Below are 26,513 nucleotides of genomic sequence, written 5' to 3'. Positions count from 1 at the left end.
TCAAACCTGGAGGAACCAGAATGGCTAACACCCGAGTCGCCGTCGACGTTGGCGGCACCTTTACTGACATCTGTATCATGGACGAGGCGACAGGCCGGATTCGTATTGAGAAGACCGCCTCCACCCCCGATGATCCGATGCGAGCGATCATTAACGGGATCGAGCAGGGTCGCATTGACCTCTCGGATGTCTCGATGTTCTCGCATGGCACTACTGTTGCGACGAATGCGCTGATAACTCGCAATCTTCCGCGGGCTGCGATGGTCTGCACCGAGGGTTTCAGAGATGTCGTCGAAATACGGCGCGCCAACAAGGAAGACTTGTGGGACACCTACAAAGACGTGGCCAAGCCGTATATCCCGCGCCGCGACCGACTGACCGTGCGCGAACGGGTCAGCGCCGAGGGCGAGATCCTGAGCGCGTTGAACGAGGAGGACGCCTATCTGGTGGCCGAGGTGTTGAAAAAGCGCGGCGTGGCGGCGATCGCGGTCTGCTTTATGAACTCCTACGTCAACGGTACCAACGAACAGCGCATGCACGACATCCTCAAGGAGGTGATGCCGGATGTGCCCGTCTCGATCTCTTCGCAGATCATGCCCGAGATTTTCGAGCATGAGCGGTTCTCGACTACGATGGCCAATGCGGTGGTGTCGCCAGTGGTGGTCGACTACGTCTCGCGGCTCGCGGATAAATTGGCAGATGGCGGTTACGCGCGCGAGCTGTTGTTGCTGCACACGGGCGGCGGTGTGATGACGACGCGCGCGGTGCGCGACTTCGCGGCGCGGCTCGCCGGTTCGGGCATCGCGGCGGGCGCGATCGCCAGCCGTTTCATTGGCAATCTCTGCGGGTTCCCCAACACCATTGGCTTCGACATGGGGGGCACGTCTACCGATGTGTCGGTCTCTTACCAGGGCGAGTCTCGGATCACCAAGGATTGGTATATCGAATACGGCTTCCCGATCCGCTTTCCTTCCATCGAGGTGCTCACAATTGGGGCTGGTGGCGGGTCTCTTGCCTGGAAGGACGAGGGCGGGTCGCTGCGCAACGGGCCGCAATCGGCTGGCGCTGATCCGGGGCCTGCCTGCTACAAGAACGGCAATACCACTGCGACTAACACGGATGCGAATGTGGTGCTTGGACGGCTCGGCAGCACGCTTGCTGGTGGCAAGATCACCCTTGATTTTGCGCTCGCTGAAGCTGCGGTGCGCAGCACTGTGGGCGCGCCTTTCGAGATGGAGCTTCACGAGGCCGCCGAGGCGATCGTGCGTGTGGCCAACGCTAACATGGCGAACGCGGTCCGGCTGCTGTCTATCTCGCGCGGTTACGACCCGCGAGACTTCGCGCTGTGTGCTTTCGGAGGGGCCGGGGCATTGCATGGTGCGGCGGTGGCCCGCGAATTGTCGATTCCGACGGTGATCGTGCCCCCCAATCCGGGTGTGACATCGGCGCTCGGCTGTTTGCTTGTCGACATCCAACACGATTTCTCGGACAGTTTCATGGGGGCCGCGGCCGAGACCGAGCCGGCCGACCTGGAGACCGCCTTCCAACGCATCGAGGACGAGGCGCGCGCCCAGCTCAAGCGCGAGGGTGTGGCTGAAAAGGACATGATGCTGCAGCGTTCTGTCGAGATGATGTACCAAGGGCAGTGGCGCTCGCTCGAGGTGTCGGCGCCGCCCCGGATCACCGATATAGAGGCGCTGATCGCGGCGTTCCACGAGGCGCATGAGCGCGAATACAACTACGCTCTGAAAACGTCGCCCGTCTCGTTGTTTCGCGTCGCCGTCAAGGCGGTTGGGATCGTTCCCAAGGCGGAGCCGGCGAAGAACGAGGTGCGCCCTGGTACGCCGGAGCCCATTGGCCATCGCAAGGTGTGGTTCGATGGCAAGGCGCATGACGCAGCCATCTACGACCGTGATCGCCTGAGCGCAGGGGCGGCCTTTTCGGGGCCGGCAATCGTCGAGCAGTTCGACTCGACTATCGTAGTGCCGCCAAGCATGAACGCCGAGGTGGACGCCTACATGAACATTCTAATTCACACGAAGGCTTAACCCATGGACAAAATGCTCAATGAACAACTTGACCCAGTGACCTTCGAGGTTCTGAAAAACTCCTTCATCACCTCGGTCGATCAAATGGCCGAGCAGATGCTGCGCACATGTTATTCCTTTGTGATCTATAACCGGGACTTTTCGAACGGCCTCCATGACGCCGAGGGAAATTCCGTCGCGCAGGGCAACCAGGACATCGCTGTGCATGTCGGCACCCTGCATTTCACCTGCAAAGACGTGATCCGTGCCTTCGACGGTGAAATGATGCCCGGTGATGTCTATGCAATCAACGATCCCTATGCCGGCGGCACGCATTTCAGCGATGTGCGCCTCGTGCGCCCCATCTTCGACGATGACACCTTGATCGGTTTCTCGCAGTCCAACGGGCATTGGTCGGATCTTGGCGGTTCAGTGCCCGGATCCTTCGATGTCACTGCTCGCGACATGTTTCGCGAAGCGGTCCGGATCACGCCCGTGCGCCTTTTCCGCGGCGGCGAATTCTGCAAAGATGTGGCCGGGCTGATCGCCGCAAACTCGCGTGACCCAAACTCGATTATCGGCGATATTCACTCGCAGGCACAAGCCACCCAAGTGGCTGAGCGCGAAGTCCTGCGGCTGGTGCAAAAATACGGGCGCCGTCAGGTTCTCCAAGGCATGAACGAGGTTCAGGATTACGTCGAGCGCGCCGTCCGTCAACGGATCGCGGCCCTGCCCGACGGCACGTGGGAAACGGTTGATTTCATCGACCGCGATCCCGGCCAAGGCGAAGGCATGATACCGATCCATATCAAGATGACGATCAAGGGCGATCGTATCCACTATGACTTCACCGGAAGTCACACCACCATCGCGTCGATCTACAACTCTGCCCCCGGCGCAACGTTCTCGGCCGTGGTAGCAGGGATGAAGACTTTTTTTCCTGACCTGCCGCTGAACAGTGGGTTCTACCGGATGATCGACATCTCGGCGCCCGAAAACAGTGTCGTAAGTGCTCAATGGCCTGTCGCGGTGACTGGCTTTCTCATGCCTTTCGAGAAGATCATGAACGCCATCTTTGAAATGTGGTCCCAAATCATGCCCGAACGCGCTATCGCCTGTGCGTTCAACCTGGAATATCTGCTGGCGGGGGGGCGCGATCTTCGCTCCCCTGAAAAGCCGATGTTCATGTTCTATGAATGGCTGCCCGGCGGCTGGGGAGGGCGCAATGGCAAGGACGGCTCGGACGTGACGACGGCGTGTTTCGGAACCGGGCTGATGTCGCAGCCCAACGAGGGGAACGAGCGGGTCAATCCTACGCGCACGACAGAATTCCAGATCCTGCGGGACAGTGCGGGCCCGGGAAAGTGGCGTGGAGGGGCAGGTGTGCAGAAAACTTCGATCCTTCTCGATAGCGAGGATGCGGTGATGTCCTATATCTGCGACCGTGAACGCGCTGTCGTCTGGGGGGTCGAAGGCGGTCTACCGTCGATGCCTCATGGCCTGACCATCAGGCGCAACGGCGAAAGCGAACGGAAATGGCTCGGTTCGGTCTTTTCGGATTACCCGGTTCATCCGGGCGACGAATTCGCACGCCCCACGGCCGGCGGCGGCGGCTTCGGCGATCCGCTGGAGCGCGCACCCGAAAAGGTGCGTGACGACGTGATCGACGACTATGTTTCGATCGAGAGGGCGGCACGGGACTACGGCGTCGTTCTCAAACAGATCGATGCCGACCTCGGCGAGTATGAGGTCGACGAGAGGGCCACCGACCGGCTTCGCGCTGAAATCCGAGCCGAACGTGTGCAATGGGCGCGGATGGACCCAGAAAAGGTCGCTGCGCTCTACAATGCGGGCGAGATCGACATGCTCGACGCGGTGCGCCGCTATGCCGTGATCCTGGAATGGGAAACGGGGGAGTTGCTGCCTAAGACGACGGCACAGTTCCGCGAGACATTCGAACGACGCACCGTTGCGCATTGGGAGTGATGCTCTGGCTCACGGAGCAGACGCCCCCCAGCGCCGCCAGCCCGTCGATGCCGGTGGCGCTGGAGGTGGCGCGGGTCACGAGGCTTCGTCGCCAAGATGCATGAATTCGCGGAACGCCGACGCGGCGCTGCCCAGCGGCACGTTGGCGGGCCACGCCAGGCCCACATCCATCGTCGGCACCTTGTCGGCCAAGGAGATAACCTCGACCCTGCGGCCGTCGAGGGACCACGGGCGATAGACCATGTCTGACAGGATCGTCACGCCCATGCCGCCGGCGACGAATGAGCGAACAGCCTCGACCGATGAGGTTCTGAAGACAGTGTTCGGCCGATAGGCGGTCTGGTTCCAGTATCGCTGTGCAGTATTGCTGGCCTCGTCCACCGTCAGCATGATGTAGGGTTCGCGTGCTACATCGGCCAGCGTGACGTTATTCTGCGACAGCAGAGGGTGGCGCGACGCCAGCCATAGGCGGCGGCGCGACTGCATGAGGGTTTCGAATTCGAGCCCTTCCTGGTCGATGATGTTCGAGGTCAGCATCACCGCAAGGTCGAAGCTGCCCGAGGCGAGGCCGTCCTCGATTCTGTCACGAGGCGCTTCGGTCAGTTCGAGCTGTACACCGGGGAAGGCGCGCTGGAAGCGCTCGATATGCGGCGGGATGTAATAGCCCGCGACGGTATAGGTCATCGCAAGGCGCAGGCGCCCGTTGACATCGTCGCGCTTGCGGCTGGGCGAACGCACGGCCTCGTCTACCACCGCCAGGACCCGTAGTGCATGATCGAGGAAAATGTTGCCTTCGTATGTCAGTGTGACACCTCCGCCATGACGCTTGAAAAGAGAAACGCCCACAATGTCCTCGAGCTGTTTCACCGCGTTGGTAAGGGCTGATTGCGAGACATTGAGCACTTTGGCCGCGCGCGAAACCTGCCCGGCATTGGCCACGGCCGTGAAGTAGCGGATCTGGCGAAGCGACGGCTCTTTCATTTTTTGAATATCTTCTTTTTTGTTTTCGAATTTCAACTCCTCAAAGTAACCACTGCGCTGGCGCGCTGCAAGCAATGCTTCGGAGCGGGGCGGCAAGGCAAGACAAAGAATATATTGAATAAAATTAGCTAAGTGGCCAGTAATGTACCGCCATGGTCTGGACCGGCGCGCGCCAGGCGATGGGTGCTGTGGTATCAAATAAACTAATAAATGGGCATTGATATTCGTATTTTACAAATTCTATTCTTGGCCTCTAAACTTTCCAGCGAGGCGCCGCAAGGTTCGAGCGGAATACTTGGTGACATGCCGCTGCGACCGAGGAGGGGCGCTATCATCGGCGGGAGCGCGGGGATGTATGCCGGTCCAGGCCGGTAGACGCCTTACGCCACTTCGGCTGGTACGATTGCAGGAATGAAGGAGGAGAGCCCATGCGGGCGGAGATCAACTGTGACATGGGCGAGAGTTTCGGCCTTTACCGGATGGGCAATGACGCAGAGATCATGCCCCATATCACGCAGGCGAACGTGGCCTGCGGGTTTCATGCCTCCGACCCAGGCCACATGCACCAGACGGTGGCATTGGCCAAGACCCACGGGGTAAAGGTGGGCGCCCATGTCTCATTGCCCGATCTGCCCGGTTTTGGCCGGCGCGAGATGAAAATCGAGCGCGAGGAAATGGCGAACATAATCCTTTACCAAATCGGGGCGCTCAGTGCGTTCCTAAAGCAGGCGGATGTCGCGCTTAGCCATATCAAGCCCCATGGCGCGCTTTACGGAATGGCGGCGCGCGAGCCGCATATCGCCGAAGCGGTGGCCGACGCGGCGCTCGTCTACGGGGTTCCGGTTACGGGACTTTCCGGCACTCTGCATGAAAAGGTCTATACCGAGCGCGGCGTTACCTTCCTGCCGGAGTTCTTTGCCGATCTCGATTATGATGACGAGGGGCGGCTCATCATCACCCGTGAGCACGAAGCGGTGTCTCCCGACCTTGCTGCCAGCCGAGTTGTAGCGGCGGTGCGCGACCGCACTCTGACGACCGTGGGTGGCAAGACGCTGCCGGTGAAAGCCGAGACTATTTGCATTCATTCGGACACGCCGAATTCGGTCGAGATCGCCCGCGCGGTGCACGAAGCGCTGGGGCAACTCAAAACGGCCTGATCGGTCGCAACCAACAAGAACAGGAGAGACGACATGGCGAAACACGAAATCAAGAGCCCGATCCCGGGAACCTTCTATCGCAAGCCCTCGCCGAACGAGCCGCCCTTCAAGGAGCCGGGCGACAAGGTCACAAAGGGCGACACCATCGCGCTGGTCGAGGTGATGAAGACCTTTCACGAGATCAAGGCCGATGCCGAGGGGACGATCACATCTTTCCCTGTCGATGATGGCGAGCCCATCACCGCAGGCCTGACCATCGCCGAACTGGATTGACGCATGGCAGAAGATCTTCCGATTAAGACGATCCTGATTGCCAACCGGGGCGAGATTGCCTGCCGGGTGAACCGCGCGGCGAAGGAGCTGGGTCTGCAGGTCGTGCAGGTCGTCAGCGAAGCCGACATTGACAGCCTTGCGGCCCGGCTCGCTGACGAGGTCAAGGTAATCGGCCCGCCAGCGGCAGCGAAATCCTATCTGGATACTGACGCGATCCTGGCCGCCGCGAAGGAAAGCGGCGCTGACGCCATCCATCCCGGCTATGGCTTTCTGTCGGAAAGCGCCGACTTTGCAGATGCGGTTGAGGCCGCGGGCCTGATATTCGTGGGTCCGTCCGGGGACACAATCCGGCTGATGGGCGACAAGGCCGCGGCTCGGGAACAGGCGCGCAAGGTCGGTGTGCCCACCGTTCCCGGCAGCGACGGCGTGATTGCCGACATGGATGCTGCGCTGGAGCTGGCCGAGGCAGTTGGGTTCCCCGTAATGATCAAGGCGACGGCTGGCGGCGGCGGCCGAGGCATTCGTATCGCCGACGACGCCGAGACCTTCCGCAAACTCGCGCCTCAAGCCGCGAACGAAGCAAAATCGGCCTTCGGCGACGGCGGTATCTACGTCGAGAAGGTCATCGAACGCGCCCGACACATAGAGGTTCAAGTGCTGGGCGACGGCCACGATGTCGTGCATTTCTACGACCGCGAATGTTCACTTCAGCGCCGGCGGCAGAAGGTATGGGAAGAGGCGCCCTCGGCCGCGCTGAATGACGATACGCGCAAGCGCTTGTGCGACGCGGCCGTCGCGCTGGCCCGTTCGGTGCGATATCGCGGCGCAGGGACGGTGGAATTCCTTTTCGATGATCTGACGGGTGCGTTTCATTTCATCGAGATGAATACGCGCATCCAGGTCGAGCATCCGGTGACCGAGATGATCTGCGACACCGATCTCGTGGCCGCTATGATCCGGGTCTGCGCAGGTTCCCCGCTGGGACTGACGCAGGCCGATATCGCCCGGGAGGGGCACGCCATCGAAGTGCGCCTGAACGCCGAAGACCCGGCCAATGCTTTCATGCCGTTTCCAGGGGTGGTGAGCCGGCTGAAGCTGCCCAAGGGCGAGGGTATTCGCTTCGACCACATGCTCTATGAGGGCTATGCGATTCCGCCCTTCTACGACTCGCTCTTAGGCAAGCTAATAGTCTGGGCCCCGGACCGTGCGGGGGCGATCGCTCGCCTCGAGGGGGCTCTCGGCAATCTGGAGATCGACGGGCTGCCCACCACCGCCCCACTCTTCGCGGCGCTTGCGCAGGATCGGGATGTGCAATCCAACGCGGTGCACACCCGTTGGCTGGAGCTCTGGCTGGAACATGCCGCCGATACACTCACCAAGCAGGGAGAGACAACGACATGAGCCGATACACATTCGGAGGCGATGAGCATGTCTTCGTCGAGGTTGACGAGGAAATGTCGCTCGAGGCGTTCTTCACGTCATTGGCGATGACCAACGCCGTGCGAGAGGCTAATATCGACGGCGTGATCGAGATCTGCCCGGCTAACGCCTCGTTTCAAATCAAGTTCGACCCCGACAAGATCCATCCACAGAAAATGATGGATATGCTCAAAGAGATGGAGCAGACCGCCGAGAAAAAGGAGGCCAAGCTCGACACCCGCATCGTCGAAGTTCCCGTCTATTACCAGGATCCCTGGACACACGAGACCCTGATGCGGTTCCGAGAGCGTCACCAGGACCCCAACGGGACGGATCTTGACTACGCCGCGCGCATCAACGGTTTCGACAGCGTAGAAGCGTTCATCAAGGCGCATCACAGTGCGCCGTGGTTTGTCTCGATGGTGGGTTTCGTCTCGGGGCTTCCTTTTCTGTACCAGATGGTCGATCGCTCGCGGCAGATTCAGGTGCCGAAATATCTGCGGCCCCGCACCGATACGCCGAAACAGACTGTTGGATATGGCGGCTCGTTTTCCTGCATCTATTCCGTGCGCGGCGCTGGCGGTTACCAGATGTTCGGCATCACGCCGATGACCATTTACGACCCCAAGCAGGAAGCACCTTACCTGCGGGACTTCATGGTGTTCTTCAAACCTGGCGACATCGTAAAATGGCGGCCCATCAATCGCGAAGAGTACGACTCGATTAACGCAGATGTCCAGGCTGGGCGGTTCGAGCCGCGAACGAAGGACGTGGTCTTTTCGCTCGACGATTTCAATGCCGACATGGACGGCACCAACGCCAAGCTGATGGAGGCCCTCTATGCCGATTAACGTCATCTCCTCCGGCATCATGACCACGATTCAAGATTTGGGCCGGCCCGGTTATTACCATCTCGGCATTCCGATGGGCGGGGCAATGGATCGCTTGGCAATGCGCACGGCAAACCTGCTGGTGGGCAACCCCGAAGACGCCGCCGGGCTCGAATCCGTATTCGTCGGGCCGGAGTTGGAATTCACCGAGGACGCGACCGTCGCCGTTTGTGGCGCTGAGCTGCCGCCCCGTATCGACGGCGAGCAACAGCCGACCTGGACCGCGCTTTCCGTGAAGAAAGGGCAGGTGCTGTCTTTCGATTTCCTTAAGGCGGGGGCGCGGGCCTATATCGCCATCTCAGGCGGGATCGACACACCGCCACATCTGGGTAGCCGCGCCACCTATCCCATCGGGGCGCTTGGCGGTGTGGATGGTCGCGCGGTTCAGCCGGGCGACTCGCTCCCCCTGGGGAAGGCCAGCGGCAAGGCCCGCCCCGGTACTTCGGTTCCCGAAGATTACCGGCGCCTGCCCGGCGCAACGGCGAAGCTTCGGGTGCTCCCGGGTCTCTACTGGCACCGGATCACTGAAGAGTCGCAACGCCGTTTCTTCGAAGACATCTGGAAAGTGGCGAATGAGGCAGACCGGATGGGATATCGCTTCCAGGGTGGGCGACCGCTGGACTTCGTGCCTCGCGAACAGCCGTTCAGCGCAGGGTCGGACCCGTCCAACATAACCGATGCCTGCTATCCCTACGGCTCGGTCCAGGTGCCCAGCGGGCAGGAGCCCATCGTATTGCACCGCGATGCAGTGTCGGGCGGGGGCTATTTCATGTTGGGCACGGTGATCTCGGCCGACATGGACTTGATTGGACAACTGCAGCCGAACACGACGACGCAATTCGTGAAGGTGGACATGGAGGCCGCGCTTGCCGCGCGGAAGGAACGCAAGGCGCTCATTGCCGCCATCCGCGAGGCAGTCGGCTGACCCGGAACAAAGCAAGGGAAAAAAGTATGACCAACATGGCAAGCAGAAGGCCTATGCCGGCCGAGAGTATCCTGCCGGTCGCGGACACGGCGCTGAGAGGTCGTCATGTGTGAAGCTGACAAAAGCGCGGGCAGCGCCGTGGGAAGCGTCTTGATCGAGAACGCCCGCACCCGCGTTACAGAATGGCGCTTCCCTGCCAAGGGGGACAATACTGGCTGGCATCGGCACGAGCATGACTATGTTGTGGTACCGCTTGCCGACGGGCAGCTCGAATTACGCGAACCGGGCGGGCAAACCCGGTTCGCGGAGTTGCGCAAGGGTGTTCCCTATTTTCGCGAGAAGGGTGTGCGGCATGACGTGGTGAATTACAATGCGTTCGAGTTCGCCTTCATCGAGATTGAATTCTTGGACGGCGGCGGCAGCTGATCCCTGCCGCTCAGCGCGCTATAAACCTGTGCGGCACCCCCGCTGGTGCCGCGCTTTTTTTGACTGAGCTAACGGGATGAGCTGCTCTGCGCGATGGCATTCGCTTGAAGCTATTGCTGAGCTTGGTGCTGCCTATCATAGCCTCCTTGCTTCAAAATTAGCAAAGAAGGCGTCCATGAATTCCGGGGCTATTCAACTTGAATGCGAGCATTTGCCAGGCTGCCCGCCTCAAGAGAGTGAAATGGCCGATCTTGACCACTACAGGCCAATGTCAGGCACCCTCATGCCACCTGCATCGATCAACCACACTCGGCAAGGTATACGTGCAGTTTACCATTGCTCGGCGCAATGGAACATACCAGCCAACAGAGTGCTCAGCCGGGAGACGCCATCTTGCTTGATGCTGCCAATGACGGGTGAAGACTGGAGCGCGGAGCCCGTTCTGCAACTCCGCGATTCTAAGACAGAGACTGACCTGCCACTGAACTTTCATCCAGCCGCGACCGGAGCCCGGTTGGTGTTTACGCCGATCGGCGCAGGTTGAGCAATCGCCCGACGCGCGGAGCTATCATCTCGCGCAGCGGGGCGGGCGATTGCGGAGGTCAGGGCCCGCGCGTAGTCAGCCGGTGTCTGGTAGTCCAAGGCCGAGTGCGGGCGTTCGGTATTGTAGTTGGCAGCCCAGGCGGCGATCACGATCCGCGCGTGGGCCAGGTTTCGGAACATGGTCTCGTTGAGCAGCTCGTCCCGCATCCGCCCGTTGAAGCTCTCCACGAAGCCGTTCTGCATCGGCTTGCCCGGGGCGATGTAGTGCCACTCGATCCGGTGCGCGGTAGCGAAGGTTAAGATTGCGTTACTGGTCAGTTCGGTGCCGTTGTCAGAGACGATCATCCCCGGCTTTCCGCGGCGCTCGATCAGGGCAGTCAGTTCACGAGCCACACGGCGCCCCGAGATCGAGGTGTCCGGGATCGCCGCGAGGCACTCCCGGGTGACATCGTCGACCACGTTGAGCACCCGGAAACGCTGACCGTTGGCGAACTGGTCGTGAACGAAATCCAACGACCATCGCGCATTGGGCCGCGCCTCGACCAGGATCGGGGCTCGCGTCCCGACAGCCTTGCGCCGTGCCTTTCGTTTGCGCACCGTCAGGCCTTCTTCGCGGTAGAGCCGGTAGATCCGGTTGATCCCCGAGGCTTCTCCCTCGCGCCGCAGCAGCACGAAGAGCCGCCGATAGCCGAACCGCCGACGCTCGTTGGCCAGCTCCCGCAACCGCCCGCGCAGCACCGTGTCCGGCGCACGCTGCGTCTGGTAGCGGACCATCTTGCGATCCGCCCCGGCAATCCGGCACGCCCGCCGTTCCGAGAGCCCGAACTGGGCCTTCAGATGCGCGACCGCCTCGCGCTTCAAGGCAGGCGTTACCACTTTTTTGAAACCAGTTCCTTCATCGCCGCCAGGTCCAGCATCTGCTCGGCCAGCAGCTTCTTCAGCTTGGCGTTCTCGTCTTCGAGCGTCTTCAGCCGCTTTGCCTCCGGCACCGTCATGCCGCCGAACTTCGCCTTCCAGTTATAGAAGGTCCCTTCCGACATGCCGTGCTTGCGGCACAAGTCCGCGCACTTCGCGCCTGCCTCGTGTTCGGCCAGGATGCCGATGATCTGCTCGTCCGTGAATCTCGTTCGCTTCATTGTCCGTCCTCAAGTTGGGTCGGACTCTAATCGATGGTGGAGGAAAAATCCCGTGGCAGGTCAAGACCTCTTCGCCGCATTCAGACCCGTCTGGCGCATGATGGCGGTTTCATATTTCTCTTGACGTATTGCAATTATGCAACAATCTGCGCGCCCCCAAATCATCCCGGCCGACTTTGGCGCTCGCCCAAAGGGGGTAAATAGGGAAAGTCGCTTCCGCCCAACGAGTGCGCATGCAAGTGCACCGGAGTGCAAATCTGTCGGTCGCATAGAGGAGAGGATTTTACGAGAAAATCTCCACTTTTTTGAAGATTTACTGGGTCGACGATCCACGGATCGCCCCTCCGGAAAAATTCGCGCAAACTGGACCTCTCACTGGGAAACGCGCTCAGCGCGCAACCACATTTAACCGTAACACACACGGAAAAAGCGAAGGGGTATCCTCGGACCAGGATTTCACTTCCTGCGTTGGCTACGGGCGTGACGCCGAAGAAACTGGCGGCCACTGAAAAAAACACTTGACGTCGAGGAGGCTACCCTCCGGCTTTTTCTCGAAGATGCAACGGCTGATGAAAAATGCGCGTTGCATCATGCGGACCAATCGGCCGCCGACAGCAGGGGTAAGTGGCTGGTGCTTTCGGCGTCTTGGAGGGCCTTCGGCGTGGTCTGTTCAGGATCGCTTTTTTCCGTCGGCTGCGCTCGCAATGATCTCTTCGAGACGGGCGATTGTGGTAGTCGAAGTACGGCAACTTTCACCCGAGTGGGCAATTCGCAAGGAGTAACCGCTCAGCCTTGGCCGTCCGTGTCTCGTGCGGGTCTTTTCTCCGGGGGAGGAGGCCACAGACATGGCGAAGATCACGGATTTTCTTTTCTCTCTGGCGCCAACTCTCCGGACGGGCTTTGCAACATCCTCGACCGTCGGCCAGCGAGTCCAGAAGCTGCGTCATAAAGGACAAGAACACCCCTACAGCGTTCGTAGGAAAAGTGCGCCTGACGTATCGGAAAATCACTGCTGCACATTTGAATGAATTTCGAGAGTTGCAAGGGAGAAAGCCCGCCCAAAGGGGCTACCGCACGGCTGTTTCACTCAGTCCCCGCGTTGAGGCATTGGAAACGCAGCCAAACGTTTAATCCTCCGAAGGTTGGCTGCATGGCGTCCCTGCATGCGCTCGAATTAATAGGATGTTTTTTCCGCACCCGCACGGAATTTTGTTGGAGCGTGGGATCATTTTCTTAGAGACTGGACACGAGGGTGTAGATTTCCAATTCCTGCTGGCGCTCTTTTCGAAGATCATCAAAAAAGGATCGCGGTATCGTGTGTTTGCATCGTGCAGAACGCCCTCCGTCAGCGCAGACGCTGAGATTGCGAGCTGTCATTGGCAGATCATCGATCATCAAACCGGCTTGTTCGGAGCTGTATGAGGGCGAGACGGCTTGCGGTCGGAAATTTCCACATTGTTGATAGACTCAGCATAAAGCCCAAAGTCGGAAAAAACTTCATCAAACCACCGTCATGTGTCATATACTCCATGCAGCACATCAGCATTTCTAAATACAATCCATCATAGATTTTATGGAGGGGTTTTCGGTGGATGTCGGGCAGAAAATCGGCGCCCGTGATGCCCTGAGAATATGCCCCTCGCCGGCGGCTTACCAATATTGCGTCTCGCTACCATCGGTTCCTCAAGCACTCCAAGGATGGTCTCTCTTCGAGGGCGGGCCTGCAGACCGAATTACCTGGTCGTTTTTTCCGTCCCGGCGTCACGAACAACGGGTTCTTGGTGGCGCCGTCCGAAGGCCCTAAAAGCACCGTTGGAGCGACAGATTGCGCATGCGCTTCTGCTTGAACGCTGAAGCCCCTTCAAAAGGTCGGTGCTCGAACTTTGTGTTCATCAATGGTGATCTTGGTCGTTCAAAAATCGTTATCGTGCCGCCTTTACAGGGACGAGTGGTAGGGGCTCCTTTTGTCACTCCAATCGCAACAAAGGGACTTTTCCATGGTATACGACCACCTCGAACTCATCGCCGGGGCTTCGTCCGGCAACTTCTATCCACCCGGACAACGAAATGCTCTAACCCAGGAGCCCCCCAAGTATCCGTTGACGACCACGGGAGCCGCAGATGAGCTGGGCATCTCTCGCCGTGAGCTGTTCAAAACTCTTGCGCGATACGCACACGCAAAAGGCATCGTCGAGAAACATGGCCGAAAGAACCTATTCTATCGCGAAAACATCGCGATGATCAGGGCTCTACGTCGCCAGAGCGCGGCGAACAGTTCCCGTCAGCGGAAGAACTCGCCGAACAGCGCCGTTACTGCGGAATACGAACGTTTCGTGGCCGAGTTGCGAAAGAAGCGGAAGGGAGGTCGGGATGTTTGATTTTTCTCACGGATTCTTTGGCGACGACCGTAGAGACGAGCCGTTCTTCTGCGTGGGGACCGAATTCAAAGAGATCACTGAGGATCCGCGCCCTTGGGACAGGTTGCTCGAATACGCCGGGCCCTCGATCACGTTTCGTCAGACTCTCGACCCAGCGTGGCGTGCCCGAGCAATTGCAGAGCTCCATCCTGGCTGCGTGAAGAGCACGATCCAGCGCAATTTCCTCGGACCCTTGCGGTCTCTTGACAAGTACCTGACGAAAACGCGGCGCGAGAAGGGTTGTGACACGCGTCGGATGTTCTGGCTTACCCCGGAGCAGGCAGAAGATCTTCTGCGTGTTGCCAGCACACCTGAACGCTATGGCGTTGACGATCCACAGAGGCGAATCCGCACTGCCATCGCGTTTCTGCTCGGCACTGGCTGCCGGACAGGCGAGAGCTTCGTTCTGGCTGCTGAAGACATCAACTGGAACACGCGTGAATGCTTGGTCCGTGGCGAGGTGGAGGGTGCCGGAAAGACTCAGGCAAGCACGCGCCTCGTCTATCTCCCCTCGAAGGCAATCGACCACATGGAAGCGTTGCCGGATAAAGGGCCGATCATCCTCAATCGCGAGGGTAAACCTTTTACGCTCCGCTACAAGGGTGGCGGTCAGATCCGACGCGAGTTCAAGAAACTGCGAGAGGCAGCCGGCCTCCCGGAGGCATGCACACCCCATTCTTTGCGACATTCGTTCGCCACATGGACGTATGCCGCTACGAAAGACATGAAGCTTCTGATGAGCCGCGGAGGTTGGGCAAAGCATGACACGGCACTCCGCTACACCAAGCTGGCGCCTTCGGATCTACCGATGCGACTGAAATCCTACGGCTGGGACTTTGGGAATGATTTGGACAACTGAAAGGGGAAAGGTTCTATGGCTCTGATTATAGAGCCTTTTCCCGTATGCGTCGCTCCCTTAGCAGGGGAGCGCCTTCGACCACTCGGCCACGTCTCCGCGGACCCGTATAGGGATCGTCTCGGGGGGAGACAAGCGGTTTTTCGACGGAATTTCTGGTGGTTTGCGATTTCTCTCGTGTGGGGCCGAACGGGCGCCGGTGGGGCGCGCGGCTCGGCGTCGGGCAGGGCGCTGGCCCTCATGAAAAACGCGCGCGAGAGGGCTCGCGCGCGTTACATTGTCTTGGCTCGTGGTTGGCTCTAGCGCGTCGTCTCGCCGCGCCGGCGCACCACCACGTCGACCGTGATCGACGCGAGCAGCACCGCCGCCGTCGCCATCAGCTGCACCGCCGCCGGCAGACCCAGAAGCGCCATGCCGTTGACGATCGCCGCGATCACGACGCCACCAAGGATCGCGTGGATCGGATGGCCGCGCCCGCCGAACAGCGAGGTGCCCCCGATCACCGCGGTCGCGACGACATAGAGCACGATCGTGCCGCCGTCGAAGCTGGTGGAGATCGAGCGCAGGCGCGAGGCGTAGATGATGCCGCCCAGACCCGCCGTCGTCGCGGCCAGCGTAAAGGCTGCGGTCCGGATCAGGCGCAGGTTGATGCCCGCCCGGCGCGCAGCCTCGGCATTGCCGCCGATTGCGAGGACATAGCGGCCGAATTTCAGCCGTCCCAGCAGGAAGGACCATGCCAGCAGCACCGCGAAGACGATCGGGATCACCCACGGCATCCCCGAGAGCGGGAAGCGCGCGACGCCGCGGTTCATGTTCGAGATGGTCACCAGCACGATACCCGCGATCACGGCCGCGGCGATCTTCGCGATGGTGAGGCCCATCGGCGGAGCGACGAGGCCGCTCTTGCGACGTTTCGCATCCTTGCTGAAGGTGAGGATCGCGAAGACGAGAACCACGACGCCGGTCATCAGCCAGCCCATCAGCGGGCTCAGCGTGCCATTGGCGAAGTTGTTGATCGTGTCACTCGCCACAGGGATCGTCCCCCCGGCGCCCAGCAGTTGGATCATCAGACCGTTGAAGCCCAGAAGGCCCGCCAGCGTGACGACGAAAGAGGGCAGTTTCAGGCGCGTGATCAGCGAGCCCTGGAAGATGCCCAGAACCGCCGGCACCGCCAGACCTGCCAGAACCGCCGCCCACCAGGGCCAGTCGGAGCCCGGTGCCACCAGCAGTGTCGCCACTGTCGCCCCGATCCCGGCCACGAAGCCGAGCGAAAGGTCGATCTCGCCCAGCAAGAGGACAAAAACCTGTCCCATCCCGATCATCATGAAGACCGAGCCCTGGACGAGCAGGTTCACGATGTTCCCCGGCGAGAGGAATTTCGGGTTCTGCAGCTGGAAGATCAGCGAGATCAGCACGAAGCCCAGAAGCACCGGGAGCACGCCGCTTTCGCCTGCCTTGATCTTCGCCCAGGTGCGCGAGAGGTAGCTCGAGAAGCTCTGATCCTCGGTCGTGGCGCCCACCACGGCAGAGGGGCCGCTTTCGCCCGATGCCTCGCGTTGCGCCGCGACGTCCTTGGCGTTCTCTGCCGCGATCGAGGCGGCGGCGCGCATCGCGCCCGGCTCGACCACATGGTCGGATTTGCCCGTGGTCATCAGCTCGACCACGCGCTGGGTGTCGTATTCCTCGATCGGGCCCTGGCTCACCATCTCGCCCAGACGGAGGATCGCGATCCGGTCGGAAACTGCGAAGACGTCGTTGAGGTTGTGCGAGATCATCACCACCGCGAGGCCCTGATCGGCGAGGCGACGCACGAGTTGCAACACCTGACCGGTCTGGGCCACGCCGAGCGCCGCCGTGGGCTCGTCGAGGATCACCAGTTTGGAATTCCACATCACGGCCTTGGCGACCGCGATCGATTGCCGCTGACCGCCCGAGAGCGCCGAGACCGGCGCGCGGATCGAGCGCAGCGTGGTCACGCGCAAGCCTTGCAGCGTCTCTGCTGCGGCGCGCTCCATCGCGTCCTCGTCGAGCATCCCGTTGGTCAGGATCTCGCGACCGAGGAACATGTTCTGCACGACGTCGAGATTGTCGCACAGCGCGAGGTCCTGATAGACGACCTCGATGCCCAGCTCCGCACTGTCGCGCGGCGAGCGGACGCGGACCTCGTTGCCTTCCCACTCGATTACGCCGCCATCGGCTTCATGGATGCCGGCGATGGTTTTCGTCAGCACGGATTTGCCCGCGCCATTGTCACCGACCAGTGCCGTCACCTCGCCGGGGCGCACGTCGAAATCGACCCCGCTGAGCGCCTGCACTGCGCCGAAACTCTTTTCCAGACCCCGAATGCGGAGGATCGCGTCGCGATCCTCCGCTTGGGACCCGGTGCCGTTGCCCGTGTCCATCATCAGCTATCAGTTCCCGATGCCAGCGGATTTGCACGCGTCAGCCGCGTCGCCCGCACAGAGCTTGGAGGTGTCGACGAAGCCGTCTTTCACGACGGTGTCGGCCATGTTCTCCGGGGTGACCCAGATCGGCTTGAGCAGGATCGAGGGCACGTCCATGCCGCCCTGGCTGTCATTGACCTTGCCGTTGACGAGACCGTCGGGCGGGTTTTCACCGGCGCGCATGTAGAGCGCGAGTGCGGCGGCCGCCTGGGCTTCGAGATAGATCGGCTTGTAGACGGTGCCGCACTGGTAGCCGGTGAGCACGTTCTGCAGGCCGGTGACGGTCGCGTCCTGACCGGTGGTCGGGAAGGCTTTCGCCGGCACGTTCAGCGTCTTGAGATAGGAGATGACCGCGTTGGCGTTGTCGTCATTCGGGGTGACGACGGCGTTCATGTCCTGATGCGCGGTGAACTGCTGCTCGAAGGTGGTCCGTGCGACAGACGGGTCCCAGGTGCCCGCGGGCTCGCCCGCATTGGTGTAGCTGCCGTCGTCGAATTTCGGCTGAAGCACCTTCATGTAGCCCTGCTTGAACAGCGTGGCGTTGTTGTCATCGGGGGAGCCCGCCATCACGAGGATATTCGGCTTCTCGATGTTCCAATCGCTCAGGCACTGTTCCATGCCCTTGCCGATCAGCTCGCCGACATATTCGTTGTCGAAGCTGATATAGTAGTCGCGCGAACCGCCAAGCGTGATCCGGTCATAGTCGATGACCGCGACGCCGTGCTCTTTCGCGTATTTCTCGACAGCGGCACCGCCGCCCGAGGAGATCGGGTCGATCAGCAGAACCGTCGCGCCCTGGCTGATATCGGTCTGCGCCTGCGTGAGCTGGTCGGCTTCCGAGCCTTGCGCGTTGGTGATGATCAGGTCGTCCGAGGACAGGCCCGCCGCTTCGAAGGCTTTCTTCAGGTAGGGCTCGTCGAAAGAGGTGTAGCGGGCGGAGCTGGCGGTGTCGGGCAGCAGCACGCCGACCTTGCCTTTGCCCTTGGACGCGATGTCCTTGAGTTGGCTCATGGCCGAGAAGTCGGCGCCGAAGCTGTCGGCGGTGATGTTCTGGGCCTGCGCGGCACCTGCAATCAGGCCGAGCGCGAGAACGCTGGTTCCGGCGAGACGCGCGGCGGTTCCGCACGTCGAGCGACGAATGTTTTTCATTGTAATCCTCCTAAGGCCGGATGGGGTTCCTCCCGGTGGAGCGGGCAACGCCTCACTCCCGCGCGCCGCCCGTGCCGACCTCCGGCAGGACAACGCCGGGACGCGCATCCGGCACGCGCCCCGTTAGCGCCATCATGGAGCGAATTGTTGCTCTGAACAGGGGGCGAAAGCCAAAATTTACTCACGAAACCGTGACGGAACGCAGCGTCGGGAGCCTGATGGGAAATTTGCTGGGGCGGGCAGGTGGCCGCCTCGTGGGCGGAGAGGTGGGCAGAGAGGCAGTCTGGCGGGCCGGATCGTTCGCGTTCCCCGGACGTCTCGCCCGGAGTGGTTGACACCCGCGCGCGCCGATGTATAAGCCCGCCATCCCGGTAACGCGAGTTGCCGGGGTTATTCATTGGTGTTGGTGGACCTCGCAAGAGGAAACCTGTCGCCGGTCGCCGCAAGGCCCGGAGGAGGACAACGCCCTTCGAAACGCTAAAGAAGGAGATCAGCCGTGACCAAACGCACGTCTGCCAAGTACAAAATCGACCGCCGCATGGGCGAGAACATCTGGGGCCGCGCCAAGTCGCCCGTCAACCGTCGTGAATACGGCCCCGGCCAGCACGGTCAGCGCCGCAAGGGCAAACTGTCCGACTTCGGTATCCAGCTCCGCGCCAAGCAGAAGCTCAAGGGCCATTACGGCGACCTGACCGAGAAGCAGTTCCGCCGCATCTACGCCGAAGCCGAGCGTGTGAAGGGCGACACCGGTGAAAACCTGATCGGTCTGCTCGAGCGCCGCCTCGACGCGCTGGTCTACCGCGCCAAGTTCGTCCCGACCGTCTTCGCGGCACGCCAGTTCGTGAACCACGGCCACGTGCTCGTGAACGGCAAGAAAGTGAACATTCCCTCGTACCGTCTGAAAGAAGGCGACGTGGTGGAAGTCCGCGAGAAGTCCAAGCAGATGGCTCTGGTTCTCGAAGCCGTTCAGTCGCCCGAGCGTGACGTTCCGGATTACATCGAAGCCGACCACAACAAACTGACCGCCAAATTTGTGCGCACCCCGGCCCTGTCCGACGTGCCCTTCGCGGTTCAGATGGAGCCGAATCTCGTGGTCGAATTCTACGCGAAGAACTGATCTCTCAGTCTTCGCCGATCATTTGGAAAGGCCGTGCCCCCGGGGCGCGGCCTTTTTCTTTTGGGCGATGGGCGAGGGGGGCTTTTGCCCGGAACAGCCGCGCAGCGGCCCGGGCAGCGCCCGGCCGCCCCCCTCGGGCGGGCGCTCTTCGGCCTCATCGCGCGCGGCGAGGTCGTGCGGATGTGGTGAGATGAAGGGGCAACCGCTGAATGAAGCGCGCCCACCCGGCGGTCGGGCGCTGCCCTCCGGCACCCGTGGGCAATACATCTCTCATCGACGTGCTATGACATCCGTTGCATCCCTGCCGCGTCTGCTATGCGGGTGATCTTCTCACTAGCCCTGTCGCGCCATGGCGGATAGAACTCGGGCCACGATTCAGGAGTGCACAATGACCACGCATATTCGCCCCCAGCCCGGTATTATGGACATCGAGCTCTATCAGGGCGGCGCCTCCCATGTGGCGGGGCGCACCGATGCCGTGAAGCTCAGCTCGAACGAGAACCCGTTCGGCCCCTCGGACAAGGCCAAGGACGCGTTCGCGAAATGCGCCCATTCGATGCATCGTTACCCCTCGACCGACCACGGCAAGCTGCGCACGGCCATCGGTGACGTGCACAAGCTCGATCCCGACCGGATCATCTGCGGGGTGGGCTCGGACGAGATCATCCACTTCCTGTGCCAGGCCTATGTCGGCGCGCGCGACGAGGTGATTTTCACCGAGCACGGCTTCCTGATGTATCGCATCTCGACCATGGCCGCGGGCGGCACGCCGATCGAGGTGAAAGAGCGCGACCGCACGACCGATGTCGATGCGATCCTGAGCGCCTGCACCAAGAAGACCAAGCTCGTCTTCCTCGCCAATCCGAACAACCCGACCGGCACGATGATCCAGCTGGCGGAGCTGGAGCGGCTGGCCGCGGGCCTGCCGAAAGGCGCGCTGCTGGTGATCGACGGCGCTTATGCGGAATATGTCGAAGGCTATGACGGCGGGGCGGAGCTGGCGACACGCCTGCCCAACGTCTTCATGACGCGGACCTTCTCGAAGATTTACGGTCTCGGCGGGCTGCGCGTCGGCTGGGGCTACGGGTCGCGCGAAGTGATCGACGTGCTCAACCGTATCCGTGGTCCGTTCAACCTCTCGACCGCGCAGCAGGAGACCGCAGAGGCCGCCGTGCGCGATCAGGACTGGGTCACGAAATGCCGCGATGACAACACGCGCCTGCGCGCATGGCTCGCAGAGGCGTTGGCGGAAAAAGGCGTTCCGTCAGATACTTCCACGGCGAACTTCATCCTTGCGCGTCTGGCTTCCGAGCAGGAAGCGGCCGATTGTGATACCTACCTGAAATCCGAAGGCATCATCGTGCGCCGGGTCGCCGGCTATAACCTGCCCAACTGCCTGCGCATCACCGTGGGCGACGAACCCTCGTGTCGCCGCGTCGCGCATCTGATCGGCGTCTTCAAGGCAGGCGGGATCGAGGTGCCCAGATGAGCCAACTCTACCAGCGGGTCGCGCTGATCGGGCTCGGCCTGATCGCCTCGTCGATGGCCCATGCGATGCGTGAGAAGGGTCTGGCGGGCGAGATCGTCGGTCACGCGCGCTCTGCCGAGACGCGTGACACCGCGCTGGAGATCGGGCTGGTCGATGCCGTCTACGAGACCGCCGCCGAGGCGGTCGCGGGCGCCGATCTGGTTGTGCTCTGCGTGCCGGTCGGTGCGATGGACAAGATCGCCGAAGAGATCGCCACGCATCTCGCCCCCGGCGCGACCGTCACCGATGTGGGCTCGGTCAAGCGCGCGGTGATCGACGCGGTCGGCCCGCATATGCCCGACGGTGTGCATTTCATCCCCGGCCACCCGCTGGCGGGGACCGAGCAATCCGGCCCGCGCTCGGGCTTTGCCACGCTGTTCGCCAATCGCTGGTGGCTGTTCACGCCGATCGAAGACACCGACTCCGAGGCGCTGACCCGGTTGAAAACGCTGGTCGAGGCGATGGGTGCCAATACCGACGAGATGGCGCCCGATCACCATGATCTCGTGCTCTCGGTCGTGTCGCACACGCCGCACCTGATCGCCTACACGATGGTGGGCGTGGCGGATCATCTTCGTCGTGTAACCCACGAGGAAGTCATCAAATATTCCGCCACGGGTTTTCGCGATTTCACCCGGATCGCGGCCTCGGACCCTACGATGTGGCGCGACGTCTTCCTGACCAACAAGGAAGCGACGCTCGACATCCTCGGCCGCTTCACCGAGGAGCTGTTCATGCTGCAACGCGCGATCCGCATGGGCGATGGCGACATGCTGCACGACTATTTCACGCGCACGCGCGCGATCCGTCGCGGCATCATCGAGGCGGGTCAGGATACGGATGCGCCCGATTTCGGCCGCGGCGCGCCGAAGAAAGACGCGTAAGGCGCACGCGGGCAGGCGGTCCGCGCCCTGCTGCCCGCCCCGTGTTTCACTGCCGTTGCGCGACCAGTTGCGGTGCGGGGCCCAGCGGCACCGGACCGAGGCTCATCTGCCCGTCCTTGAAAATCAGCGGCACTTCCAGCGCGCCATCGGGGTTCTTCGCGGCCAGCATTGCGCCTATCCCGGTGACGAGTTTCACCTCGTCCTTTCCGATCAGCCCCATGCCCTGCGCGATGCCGACCCAGTTGCGCCACGAGGCAGAGCGGATCGTCAGCGTGCCGTCTGGATAGCCAGAGGGATCGACGGTCAGGTTGCCCTCGACCGAGACGTCGTTATCGCCCCAGCTCAGCGACAGGTCCGAGATCGCGAAGGTCATCAGACCCGGCAGTCCTGCCTCGAGCGCGCTTTGGTCGATCGGCTCCCGCGTGCCCATGAGCGCGTCGAAATGGAGGCGCGTGATCGTGTCGGGCAGCGTGCCCTTCGGGTCGATCCGCTCGAGCAGATCGGCCGGCAGTTTCAGTTTCTTGGCTTCCGCGCCCAGACGATAGGCGGCGGCGGGCATCACCAGATCGGCGGCTTGGGCCGAGGCGCCGATCGCGCCCTGCGCCTTGTCCTTGCGCGCGATGGCGAGGCGCAGCTGATCGGCCGAAAGCTCCGGCTTGGCGGCCCCCTGGGGCGTCAGCGCGGGGGACGCCACCACGGCGACCGCGTTTTCCAGCGGCAGCGCGGTCGAATAGCCCACCGTCATCGAGGCGCGCATGTCGTCTTGCGTCAGGCGATAGGTCTTGTCGCCCAGATGCAGCATCTGGCCCGACGGCAGGTAGGCGATCACCTTGTTGGGCTCATATCCCAGCGCGAAGATTTGCGCGAAGGGGGCGCTCCAGCGCCACAGGCCGCCCCGATCCTTCAGTTCCGGCTTGTCGAAGGTCAGATCGAAGCGCGAGGGGAAGCCCGCCAGCGAGACCGATTGCGCATCGCCCCAGCCTTCCTGCCGGGCCTGTGCGAGCATGTCGCGCGCGCCGTTCTCGATCTTGTGCGCGCCGTAGAACCAGTAGCCGCAATAGGCCAGCGTCGCGACCAGCACCAGAATGATCAGTTTGCGCATCGTAGCCTCTTTGCAAAACGGGTGAACCCCATGTAAGCCCTGAGCCCATGCAGGACCAGAGCGACGACAACAGGATCTGGGTCTTCGGCTACGGCTCGCTGATCTGGAACCCCGGCTTCGATTTCGACGAACGGATGCTTGCCCGCGCGCCGGGTTGGGAGCGCAGCTTCTGCATGCGCTCGCTGGTGCATCGCGGCACGCCCGAGGCGCCGGGACTGGTGCTGGCGCTCGACGAGGGGCAGGGCGCCTGCGCGGGGCTCGCCTTCGCGGTGAAGCCCGGACAGGAAGACGAGGTCATGACCTACCTGCGCGAGCGCGAGCTGGTGACCGCGGCCTATCTGGAACGAGAAATTGATGTCGATCTGGATGACGGGCGGCGCGTGCGCGCCGTGACCTACGTGATCGACCGCCATCACGACCAATATTGCGGAGGCCTCAGCGATGACGAGCAGGCCCGGATCATCGCCTCTGCCACCGGCGGGCGCGGTCCGAACCGTGATTATCTGTTCAATACTGCCCAGCATCTTCACGAATTGGGCATTCCCGACCCCCATCTTGATGCATTGGTGGCACGGCTGCGTGTCTTGTCGCGATAGGCCTTGGCGAAGGGCTGCGCCGTCGCTAGGCTCTGCGCAAACAGGCAAGAGGGGCAATGATGCAAGAGCCGATCCGGCTGGAGCCGCAATTCTCACAACCCGTGCGTCAGGTGATCCTGATGCTTCTGGTGCTCGGCTTGGTCGCTGCGGGAGGCTACTTCGCCTATTCGCGCATCTTCCCGATTTTCCTCGCCAATCCCTGGCTGAACGGGGTGATCCTCGCGGTCTTCGTCTTCGGCATCCTCGCCTGCTTCTGGCAGGTGGTGCAGCTGGTCAAGGCGGTGAACTGGATCGAGAGCTTCGCCGCCGATCGTCCGGGCCGTCCGCAGGTGCGCGCGCCGTCGATGCTGGCGCCGCTCGCAGCCCTTCTGGGCTCGCGCGAGGCGCGCCGCGCGGTGTCGTCCTCCTCCGGCCGCTCGATCCTCGAATCCGTCGCGACCCGGATCGACGAGGCGCGCGACATCACCCGTTACATCGCGGGCCTGCTGATCTTCCTCGGCCTTCTGGGGACGTTCTACGGCCTCGCAACCACCGTCCCTGCCGTGGTGGAGACGATCCGCGCGCTCGCACCGAAGGAAGGCGAGAGCGCGATCGGCGTGTTCGACAATCTGATGACGGGGCTCGAAGCGCAGCTGGGCGGCATGGGCACGGCGTTCTCCTCGTCGCTTCTGGGTCTTGCGGGCTCGCTGGTGATCGGCTTGCTGGAACTGTTCGCGAGCCACGGTCAGAATCGCTTCTACCGCGAGCTGGAGGAATGGATTTCTTCGATCACGCGGCTGTCCTTCACCGCGCTTGAAGGGGGCGATGGCGAAAGCTCTATGGTGGCGGGCGTCCTCGATCACATGTCCGAGCAGATGGACCAGATCCAGACGCTGTTCGTGCGCTCCGATGCCGGACGCGTGCAGACCGAGGCGCGCATCGCGCATCTGTCGAACGCGATCCACGACCTGTCGGAACGGCTCTCGGCGGAGATGGATGCGCGCAACCGCCAGCAAGGCGCGCTGCAGCAGATGGCGGAGGGGCAGGAGCGGCTGATCGGCGCGCTCGATCATCTCGCGCAGCGCACGGCCGAAGGGGCCCCCGAGGCAGAGGCGCTGATGGAGACCCGGATGCGGCTGCGCTCGATCGATCAGCAGATGATGCGGATGCTAGAGGAAGTCAGCGCCGGGCGGCAGGAAAGCATGGCCGAGCTGCGCCATGATTTCGCAGGTCTCACCCGGGCGATCCTCGGCTACAAACCGCATCGCGAGGAGTAATTTATGGCTCTGGCACGGCGCGGCGGCAATCGGTTCTCGACCAACATCTGGCCGGGTTTCGTCGATGCGATGACGGCGCTTCTTCTGGTCCTGATGTTCGTGCTGTCGATCTTCATGATCGTGCAATCGGTTCTGCGCGACACGCTGAGCACCAAGGAAGGCGAGCTGATCCAGCTCAACGAGCAGGTCTCGAACCTCGCCAAGGCGCTGTCGCTGCAACAGACGAAGACGCAGCAACTGACGGGCGAGCTGGAGAACGCGAAGGACAAGGCCGATCAGCAGGATTCGCTGATCGCCACGCTGACCTCGCAGCTCGATGACCGGAAGGCCGCGCTGGCGGATGCGAAACAGAAGATTACAGAATTCGAGGCCCGCGTCGCGCAACTCGTGGGCGAGCGCAACGCCGCCCAGCAGGATGCGAGCGCCAAGGCCGACGAGATCCGGCTGAGCAAGGAAACCATCGCCGATCTGCGCGACAAGCTGACGAAATCGGGCGACGAGGTCGCGGCGATGACGCTGCAACTCGAAGAGGCACGCAAGAAAGCCGAGGACACGTTGACCAAGCTCGCCGCCGCGCAGACCGCGAAGGCCGATCTGGAAAGGCAGCTGGGCAAACAGCTCTCGGAGGCCGAGAAGCAGGCCGCGCTGAAGGCCACCGCGCAGAAGGCGCTGGCCGATCAGCAGGCGATCTCGGAGGGCGCGCAGAAGAAGGTGGCGCTGCTCAATCAGCAGGTCGCGGCTTTGCGCAGCCAGCTTGCGCAGCTTCAGAATGTGCTCGACGAGGCGCAGCAGAAGGATGCCGAGGCCAAGGTGCAGCTCGACAACCTCGGACAACAGCTGAACGCGGCGCTCGCCCGCGCGGCGTCGGAGGAAAAGAAACGTGCCGATCTGCAGGAGAAACTGCGCAAGGAGGCAGAGGCCAAGGCGAAGGATTTGCAGAACTACCGCTCGGAATTCTTCGGCAAGCTGTCGCAGCTTCTGAAGGGCAAGCAGGGCGTGAAGGTGGAAGGCGACCGCTTCGTCTTCTCCTCCGAGGTGCTCTTCGCGCCGGCTTCGGCCACGCTCTCGGATGCGGGCCGCGCGCAGATCAAGCAGGTCACAGCGCTGCTCGATCAGCTGCGCGGGGAAATCCCGAGCGATATCCCGTGGATCATCCGCGTCGACGGCCATACCGACGACACGCCGCTGTCTGGGCAGGGCGAGTTCAAGGATAACTGGGAACTGAGTCAGGCACGCGCGCTTTCGGTGGTGAAATACATGGTGGACAGCCTCGGCTTCCCGCCGGATCGGCTCGCCGCTGCCGGGTTCGCGCAGTTCGACCCGGTGAACACCGCCGACACGCCCGAGGCGCGCGCCCAGAACCGCCGGATCGAGTTGAAGCTGACCGAGCGCTGAGGCGCG

General features: G+C 62.1%; 22 protein-coding genes. 17 read left to right on the top strand and 5 right to left on the bottom strand.

Annotated elements, in window-relative coordinates:
- Window positions 1-20 precede the first annotated feature (20 nt).
- Both BMG03_RS12585 and BMG03_RS12580 read left to right on the top strand, forming a co-directional pair.
- Complete coding sequence (locus BMG03_RS12585; protein ID WP_075777473.1) at window positions 21-2,048, top strand: hydantoinase/oxoprolinase family protein; 2,028 nt, start codon at window positions 21-23, stop codon at window positions 2,046-2,048.
- Between the two features lie 3 nt (window positions 2,049-2,051).
- The gene (locus tag BMG03_RS12580) at window positions 2,052-4,013 is read left to right on the top strand and encodes a hydantoinase B/oxoprolinase family protein (RefSeq protein WP_075777474.1); all 1,962 of its coding nucleotides are present in this window, start codon (window positions 2,052-2,054) and stop codon (window positions 4,011-4,013) included.
- A 75-nt stretch (window positions 4,014-4,088) separates the two neighbouring features.
- On the opposite strand, the gene BMG03_RS12575 is transcribed toward BMG03_RS12580, so the two are convergent.
- Window positions 4,089-5,069, bottom strand: coding sequence for a LysR family transcriptional regulator (locus BMG03_RS12575; protein ID WP_244270947.1), 981 nt, complete (start codon window positions 5,067-5,069; stop codon window positions 4,089-4,091).
- A 353-nt stretch (window positions 5,070-5,422) separates the two neighbouring features.
- Here BMG03_RS12575 and BMG03_RS12570 point away from each other — a divergent pair, with 353 nt between their 5' ends.
- The 6 genes from BMG03_RS12570 (at window position 5,423) to BMG03_RS12545 (ending at window position 10,084) form a co-directional block, all read left to right on the top strand.
- The gene (locus BMG03_RS12570; protein ID WP_075777475.1) at window positions 5,423-6,151 is read left to right on the top strand and encodes a LamB/YcsF family protein; all 729 of its coding nucleotides are present in this window, start codon (window positions 5,423-5,425) and stop codon (window positions 6,149-6,151) included.
- Between the two features lie 33 nt (window positions 6,152-6,184).
- Entirely contained in the window at window positions 6,185-6,424 is a 240-nt protein-coding gene (locus BMG03_RS12565; RefSeq protein ID WP_075777476.1) for an acetyl-CoA carboxylase, read from the top strand.
- Window positions 6,425-6,427: 3 nt separating this feature from the next.
- On the top strand, window positions 6,428-7,825 hold the full coding sequence (locus BMG03_RS12560) for an acetyl-CoA carboxylase biotin carboxylase subunit (RefSeq protein WP_075777477.1): 1,398 nt from the start codon (window positions 6,428-6,430) through the stop codon (window positions 7,823-7,825).
- Window positions 7,822-8,694 carry a 5-oxoprolinase subunit B family protein gene (locus tag BMG03_RS12555; protein ID WP_075777478.1) on the top strand — a complete coding sequence of 291 codons (873 nt, stop codon included), beginning with the start codon at window positions 7,822-7,824 and terminating at the stop codon, window positions 8,692-8,694. The genes BMG03_RS12560 and BMG03_RS12555 overlap by 4 nt, the downstream gene beginning before the upstream one ends.
- Window positions 8,684-9,658, top strand: coding sequence for a 5-oxoprolinase subunit C family protein (locus BMG03_RS12550; RefSeq protein WP_075777479.1), 975 nt, complete (start codon window positions 8,684-8,686; stop codon window positions 9,656-9,658). Before BMG03_RS12555 ends, BMG03_RS12550 begins: the two co-directional genes overlap by 11 nt.
- Window positions 9,659-9,808: 150 nt before the next feature.
- Window positions 9,809-10,084 carry a cupin domain-containing protein gene (locus BMG03_RS12545; RefSeq protein ID WP_244270946.1) on the top strand — a complete coding sequence of 92 codons (276 nt, stop codon included), beginning with the start codon at window positions 9,809-9,811 and terminating at the stop codon, window positions 10,082-10,084.
- Between the two features lie 489 nt (window positions 10,085-10,573).
- Here BMG03_RS12545 and BMG03_RS12540 read toward each other — a convergent pair.
- Window positions 10,574-11,763, bottom strand: a protein-coding gene (locus tag BMG03_RS12540; RefSeq protein WP_099049364.1) for an IS3 family transposase whose coding sequence is annotated in 2 segments (ribosomal slippage) — window positions 10,574-11,511 and window positions 11,511-11,763 — 1,191 coding nt in all. Because the reading frame shifts where the segments join, the coding sequence is not laid out codon by codon here.
- Between the two features lie 845 nt (window positions 11,764-12,608).
- Between BMG03_RS12540 and BMG03_RS20770 the strand changes: the two genes are divergently transcribed.
- The 3 genes from BMG03_RS20770 (at window position 12,609) to BMG03_RS12530 (ending at window position 15,039) form a co-directional block, all read left to right on the top strand.
- Complete coding sequence (locus tag BMG03_RS20770) at window positions 12,609-12,791, top strand: hypothetical protein (RefSeq protein WP_157771588.1); 183 nt, start codon at window positions 12,609-12,611, stop codon at window positions 12,789-12,791.
- A 969-nt stretch (window positions 12,792-13,760) separates the two neighbouring features.
- Window positions 13,761-14,141, top strand: a complete 381-nt coding sequence (locus tag BMG03_RS12535) for a hypothetical protein (RefSeq protein ID WP_075775102.1) — start codon at window positions 13,761-13,763, stop codon at window positions 14,139-14,141.
- On the top strand, window positions 14,134-15,039 hold the full coding sequence (locus tag BMG03_RS12530; RefSeq protein WP_075775101.1) for a tyrosine-type recombinase/integrase: 906 nt from the start codon (window positions 14,134-14,136) through the stop codon (window positions 15,037-15,039). The genes BMG03_RS12535 and BMG03_RS12530 overlap by 8 nt, the downstream gene beginning before the upstream one ends.
- Before the next feature lie 296 nt (window positions 15,040-15,335).
- Here the strand turns inward: BMG03_RS12530 and BMG03_RS20765 are convergent, their stop codons facing one another.
- Window positions 15,336-17,441 (bottom strand): ATP-binding cassette domain-containing protein, encoded by a 2,106-nt coding sequence (locus BMG03_RS20765; RefSeq protein WP_088718414.1) that lies wholly within the window; start codon window positions 17,439-17,441, stop codon window positions 15,336-15,338.
- A 6-nt stretch (window positions 17,442-17,447) separates the two neighbouring features.
- Window positions 17,448-18,629 (bottom strand): sugar ABC transporter substrate-binding protein, encoded by a 1,182-nt coding sequence (locus tag BMG03_RS12520; protein WP_075775100.1) that lies wholly within the window; start codon window positions 18,627-18,629, stop codon window positions 17,448-17,450.
- Window positions 18,630-19,125: 496 nt separating this feature from the next.
- Between BMG03_RS12520 and rpsD the strand changes: the two genes are divergently transcribed.
- The 3 genes from rpsD to BMG03_RS12505 all read left to right on the top strand — a co-directional run bounded on the left by rpsD (window position 19,126) and on the right by BMG03_RS12505 (window position 22,158).
- The gene (gene rpsD / locus BMG03_RS12515; protein ID WP_075775099.1) at window positions 19,126-19,746 is read left to right on the top strand and encodes a 30S ribosomal protein S4; all 621 of its coding nucleotides are present in this window, start codon (window positions 19,126-19,128) and stop codon (window positions 19,744-19,746) included.
- Window positions 19,747-20,134: 388 nt separating this feature from the next.
- The gene (hisC, locus tag BMG03_RS12510) at window positions 20,135-21,235 is read left to right on the top strand and encodes a histidinol-phosphate transaminase (RefSeq protein WP_075775098.1); all 1,101 of its coding nucleotides are present in this window, start codon (window positions 20,135-20,137) and stop codon (window positions 21,233-21,235) included.
- Complete coding sequence (locus BMG03_RS12505) at window positions 21,232-22,158, top strand: prephenate/arogenate dehydrogenase family protein (RefSeq protein WP_075775097.1); 927 nt, start codon at window positions 21,232-21,234, stop codon at window positions 22,156-22,158. The genes hisC and BMG03_RS12505 overlap by 4 nt, the downstream gene beginning before the upstream one ends.
- Window positions 22,159-22,204: 46 nt before the next feature.
- Here BMG03_RS12505 and BMG03_RS12500 read toward each other — a convergent pair whose 3' ends face one another.
- Window positions 22,205-23,260 (bottom strand): DUF2125 domain-containing protein, encoded by a 1,056-nt coding sequence (locus BMG03_RS12500; RefSeq protein ID WP_075775096.1) that lies wholly within the window; start codon window positions 23,258-23,260, stop codon window positions 22,205-22,207.
- 47 nt (window positions 23,261-23,307) lie between these two features.
- On the opposite strand from BMG03_RS12500, the gene BMG03_RS12495 reads away from it, so the two are divergent.
- From BMG03_RS12495 to BMG03_RS12485, 3 genes are read left to right on the top strand one after another with little or no spacing between them, the layout of a single operon-like run.
- A complete protein-coding gene (locus BMG03_RS12495) occupies window positions 23,308-23,856 on the top strand; it encodes a gamma-glutamylcyclotransferase (RefSeq protein WP_199224640.1) in 549 nt (182 codons plus the stop codon).
- 56 nt (window positions 23,857-23,912) lie between these two features.
- The gene (locus tag BMG03_RS12490) at window positions 23,913-25,112 is read left to right on the top strand and encodes an SPX domain-containing protein (RefSeq protein ID WP_075775095.1); all 1,200 of its coding nucleotides are present in this window, start codon (window positions 23,913-23,915) and stop codon (window positions 25,110-25,112) included.
- Between the two features lie 3 nt (window positions 25,113-25,115).
- Window positions 25,116-26,507 carry a peptidoglycan -binding protein gene (locus tag BMG03_RS12485; protein WP_075775094.1) on the top strand — a complete coding sequence of 464 codons (1,392 nt, stop codon included), beginning with the start codon at window positions 25,116-25,118 and terminating at the stop codon, window positions 26,505-26,507.
- Window positions 26,508-26,513: the final 6 nt, after the last annotated feature.

The sequence above is a fragment of the Thioclava nitratireducens genome, from assembly GCF_001940525.2.
GTDB lineage: Bacteria > Pseudomonadota > Alphaproteobacteria > Rhodobacterales > Rhodobacteraceae > Thioclava > Thioclava nitratireducens.
The sequence above is the reverse complement of the archived record's forward strand: the minus strand, read 5'-3'. Positions and strand labels throughout refer to the sequence as shown.

What these genes read in the sequence shown, in the direction of transcription:
- BMG03_RS12585 (WP_075777473.1), top strand. Translation starts at nt 21, where the DNA reads ATGGCTAACACCCGAGTCGCCGTCGACGTTGGCGGCACCTTTACTGAC.
- BMG03_RS12580 (WP_075777474.1), top strand. Translation starts at nt 2,052, where the DNA reads ATGGACAAAATGCTCAATGAACAACTTGACCCAGTGACCTTCGAGGTT.
- BMG03_RS12570 (WP_075777475.1), top strand. Translation starts at nt 5,423, where the DNA reads ATGCGGGCGGAGATCAACTGTGACATGGGCGAGAGTTTCGGCCTTTAC.
- BMG03_RS12565 (WP_075777476.1), top strand. Translation starts at nt 6,185, where the DNA reads ATGGCGAAACACGAAATCAAGAGCCCGATCCCGGGAACCTTCTATCGC.
- BMG03_RS12560 (WP_075777477.1), top strand. Translation starts at nt 6,428, where the DNA reads ATGGCAGAAGATCTTCCGATTAAGACGATCCTGATTGCCAACCGGGGC.
- BMG03_RS12555 (WP_075777478.1), top strand. Translation starts at nt 7,822, where the DNA reads ATGAGCCGATACACATTCGGAGGCGATGAGCATGTCTTCGTCGAGGTT.
- BMG03_RS12550 (WP_075777479.1), top strand. Translation starts at nt 8,684, where the DNA reads ATGCCGATTAACGTCATCTCCTCCGGCATCATGACCACGATTCAAGAT.
- BMG03_RS20770 (WP_157771588.1), top strand. Translation starts at nt 12,609, where the DNA reads ATGGCGAAGATCACGGATTTTCTTTTCTCTCTGGCGCCAACTCTCCGG.
- BMG03_RS12535 (WP_075775102.1), top strand. Translation starts at nt 13,761, where the DNA reads ATGGTATACGACCACCTCGAACTCATCGCCGGGGCTTCGTCCGGCAAC.
- BMG03_RS12530 (WP_075775101.1), top strand. Translation starts at nt 14,134, where the DNA reads ATGTTTGATTTTTCTCACGGATTCTTTGGCGACGACCGTAGAGACGAG.
- BMG03_RS20765 (WP_088718414.1), bottom strand. Translation starts at nt 17,441, where the DNA reads ATGATGGACACGGGCAACGGCACCGGGTCCCAAGCGGAGGATCGCGAC.
- BMG03_RS12520 (WP_075775100.1), bottom strand. Translation starts at nt 18,629, where the DNA reads ATGAAAAACATTCGTCGCTCGACGTGCGGAACCGCCGCGCGTCTCGCC.
- hisC (WP_075775098.1), top strand. Translation starts at nt 20,135, where the DNA reads ATGACCACGCATATTCGCCCCCAGCCCGGTATTATGGACATCGAGCTC.
- BMG03_RS12505 (WP_075775097.1), top strand. Translation starts at nt 21,232, where the DNA reads ATGAGCCAACTCTACCAGCGGGTCGCGCTGATCGGGCTCGGCCTGATC.
- BMG03_RS12500 (WP_075775096.1), bottom strand. Translation starts at nt 23,260, where the DNA reads ATGCGCAAACTGATCATTCTGGTGCTGGTCGCGACGCTGGCCTATTGC.
- BMG03_RS12495 (WP_199224640.1), top strand. Translation starts at nt 23,308, where the DNA reads ATGCAGGACCAGAGCGACGACAACAGGATCTGGGTCTTCGGCTACGGC.
- BMG03_RS12490 (WP_075775095.1), top strand. Translation starts at nt 23,913, where the DNA reads ATGATGCAAGAGCCGATCCGGCTGGAGCCGCAATTCTCACAACCCGTG.
- BMG03_RS12485 (WP_075775094.1), top strand. Translation starts at nt 25,116, where the DNA reads ATGGCTCTGGCACGGCGCGGCGGCAATCGGTTCTCGACCAACATCTGG.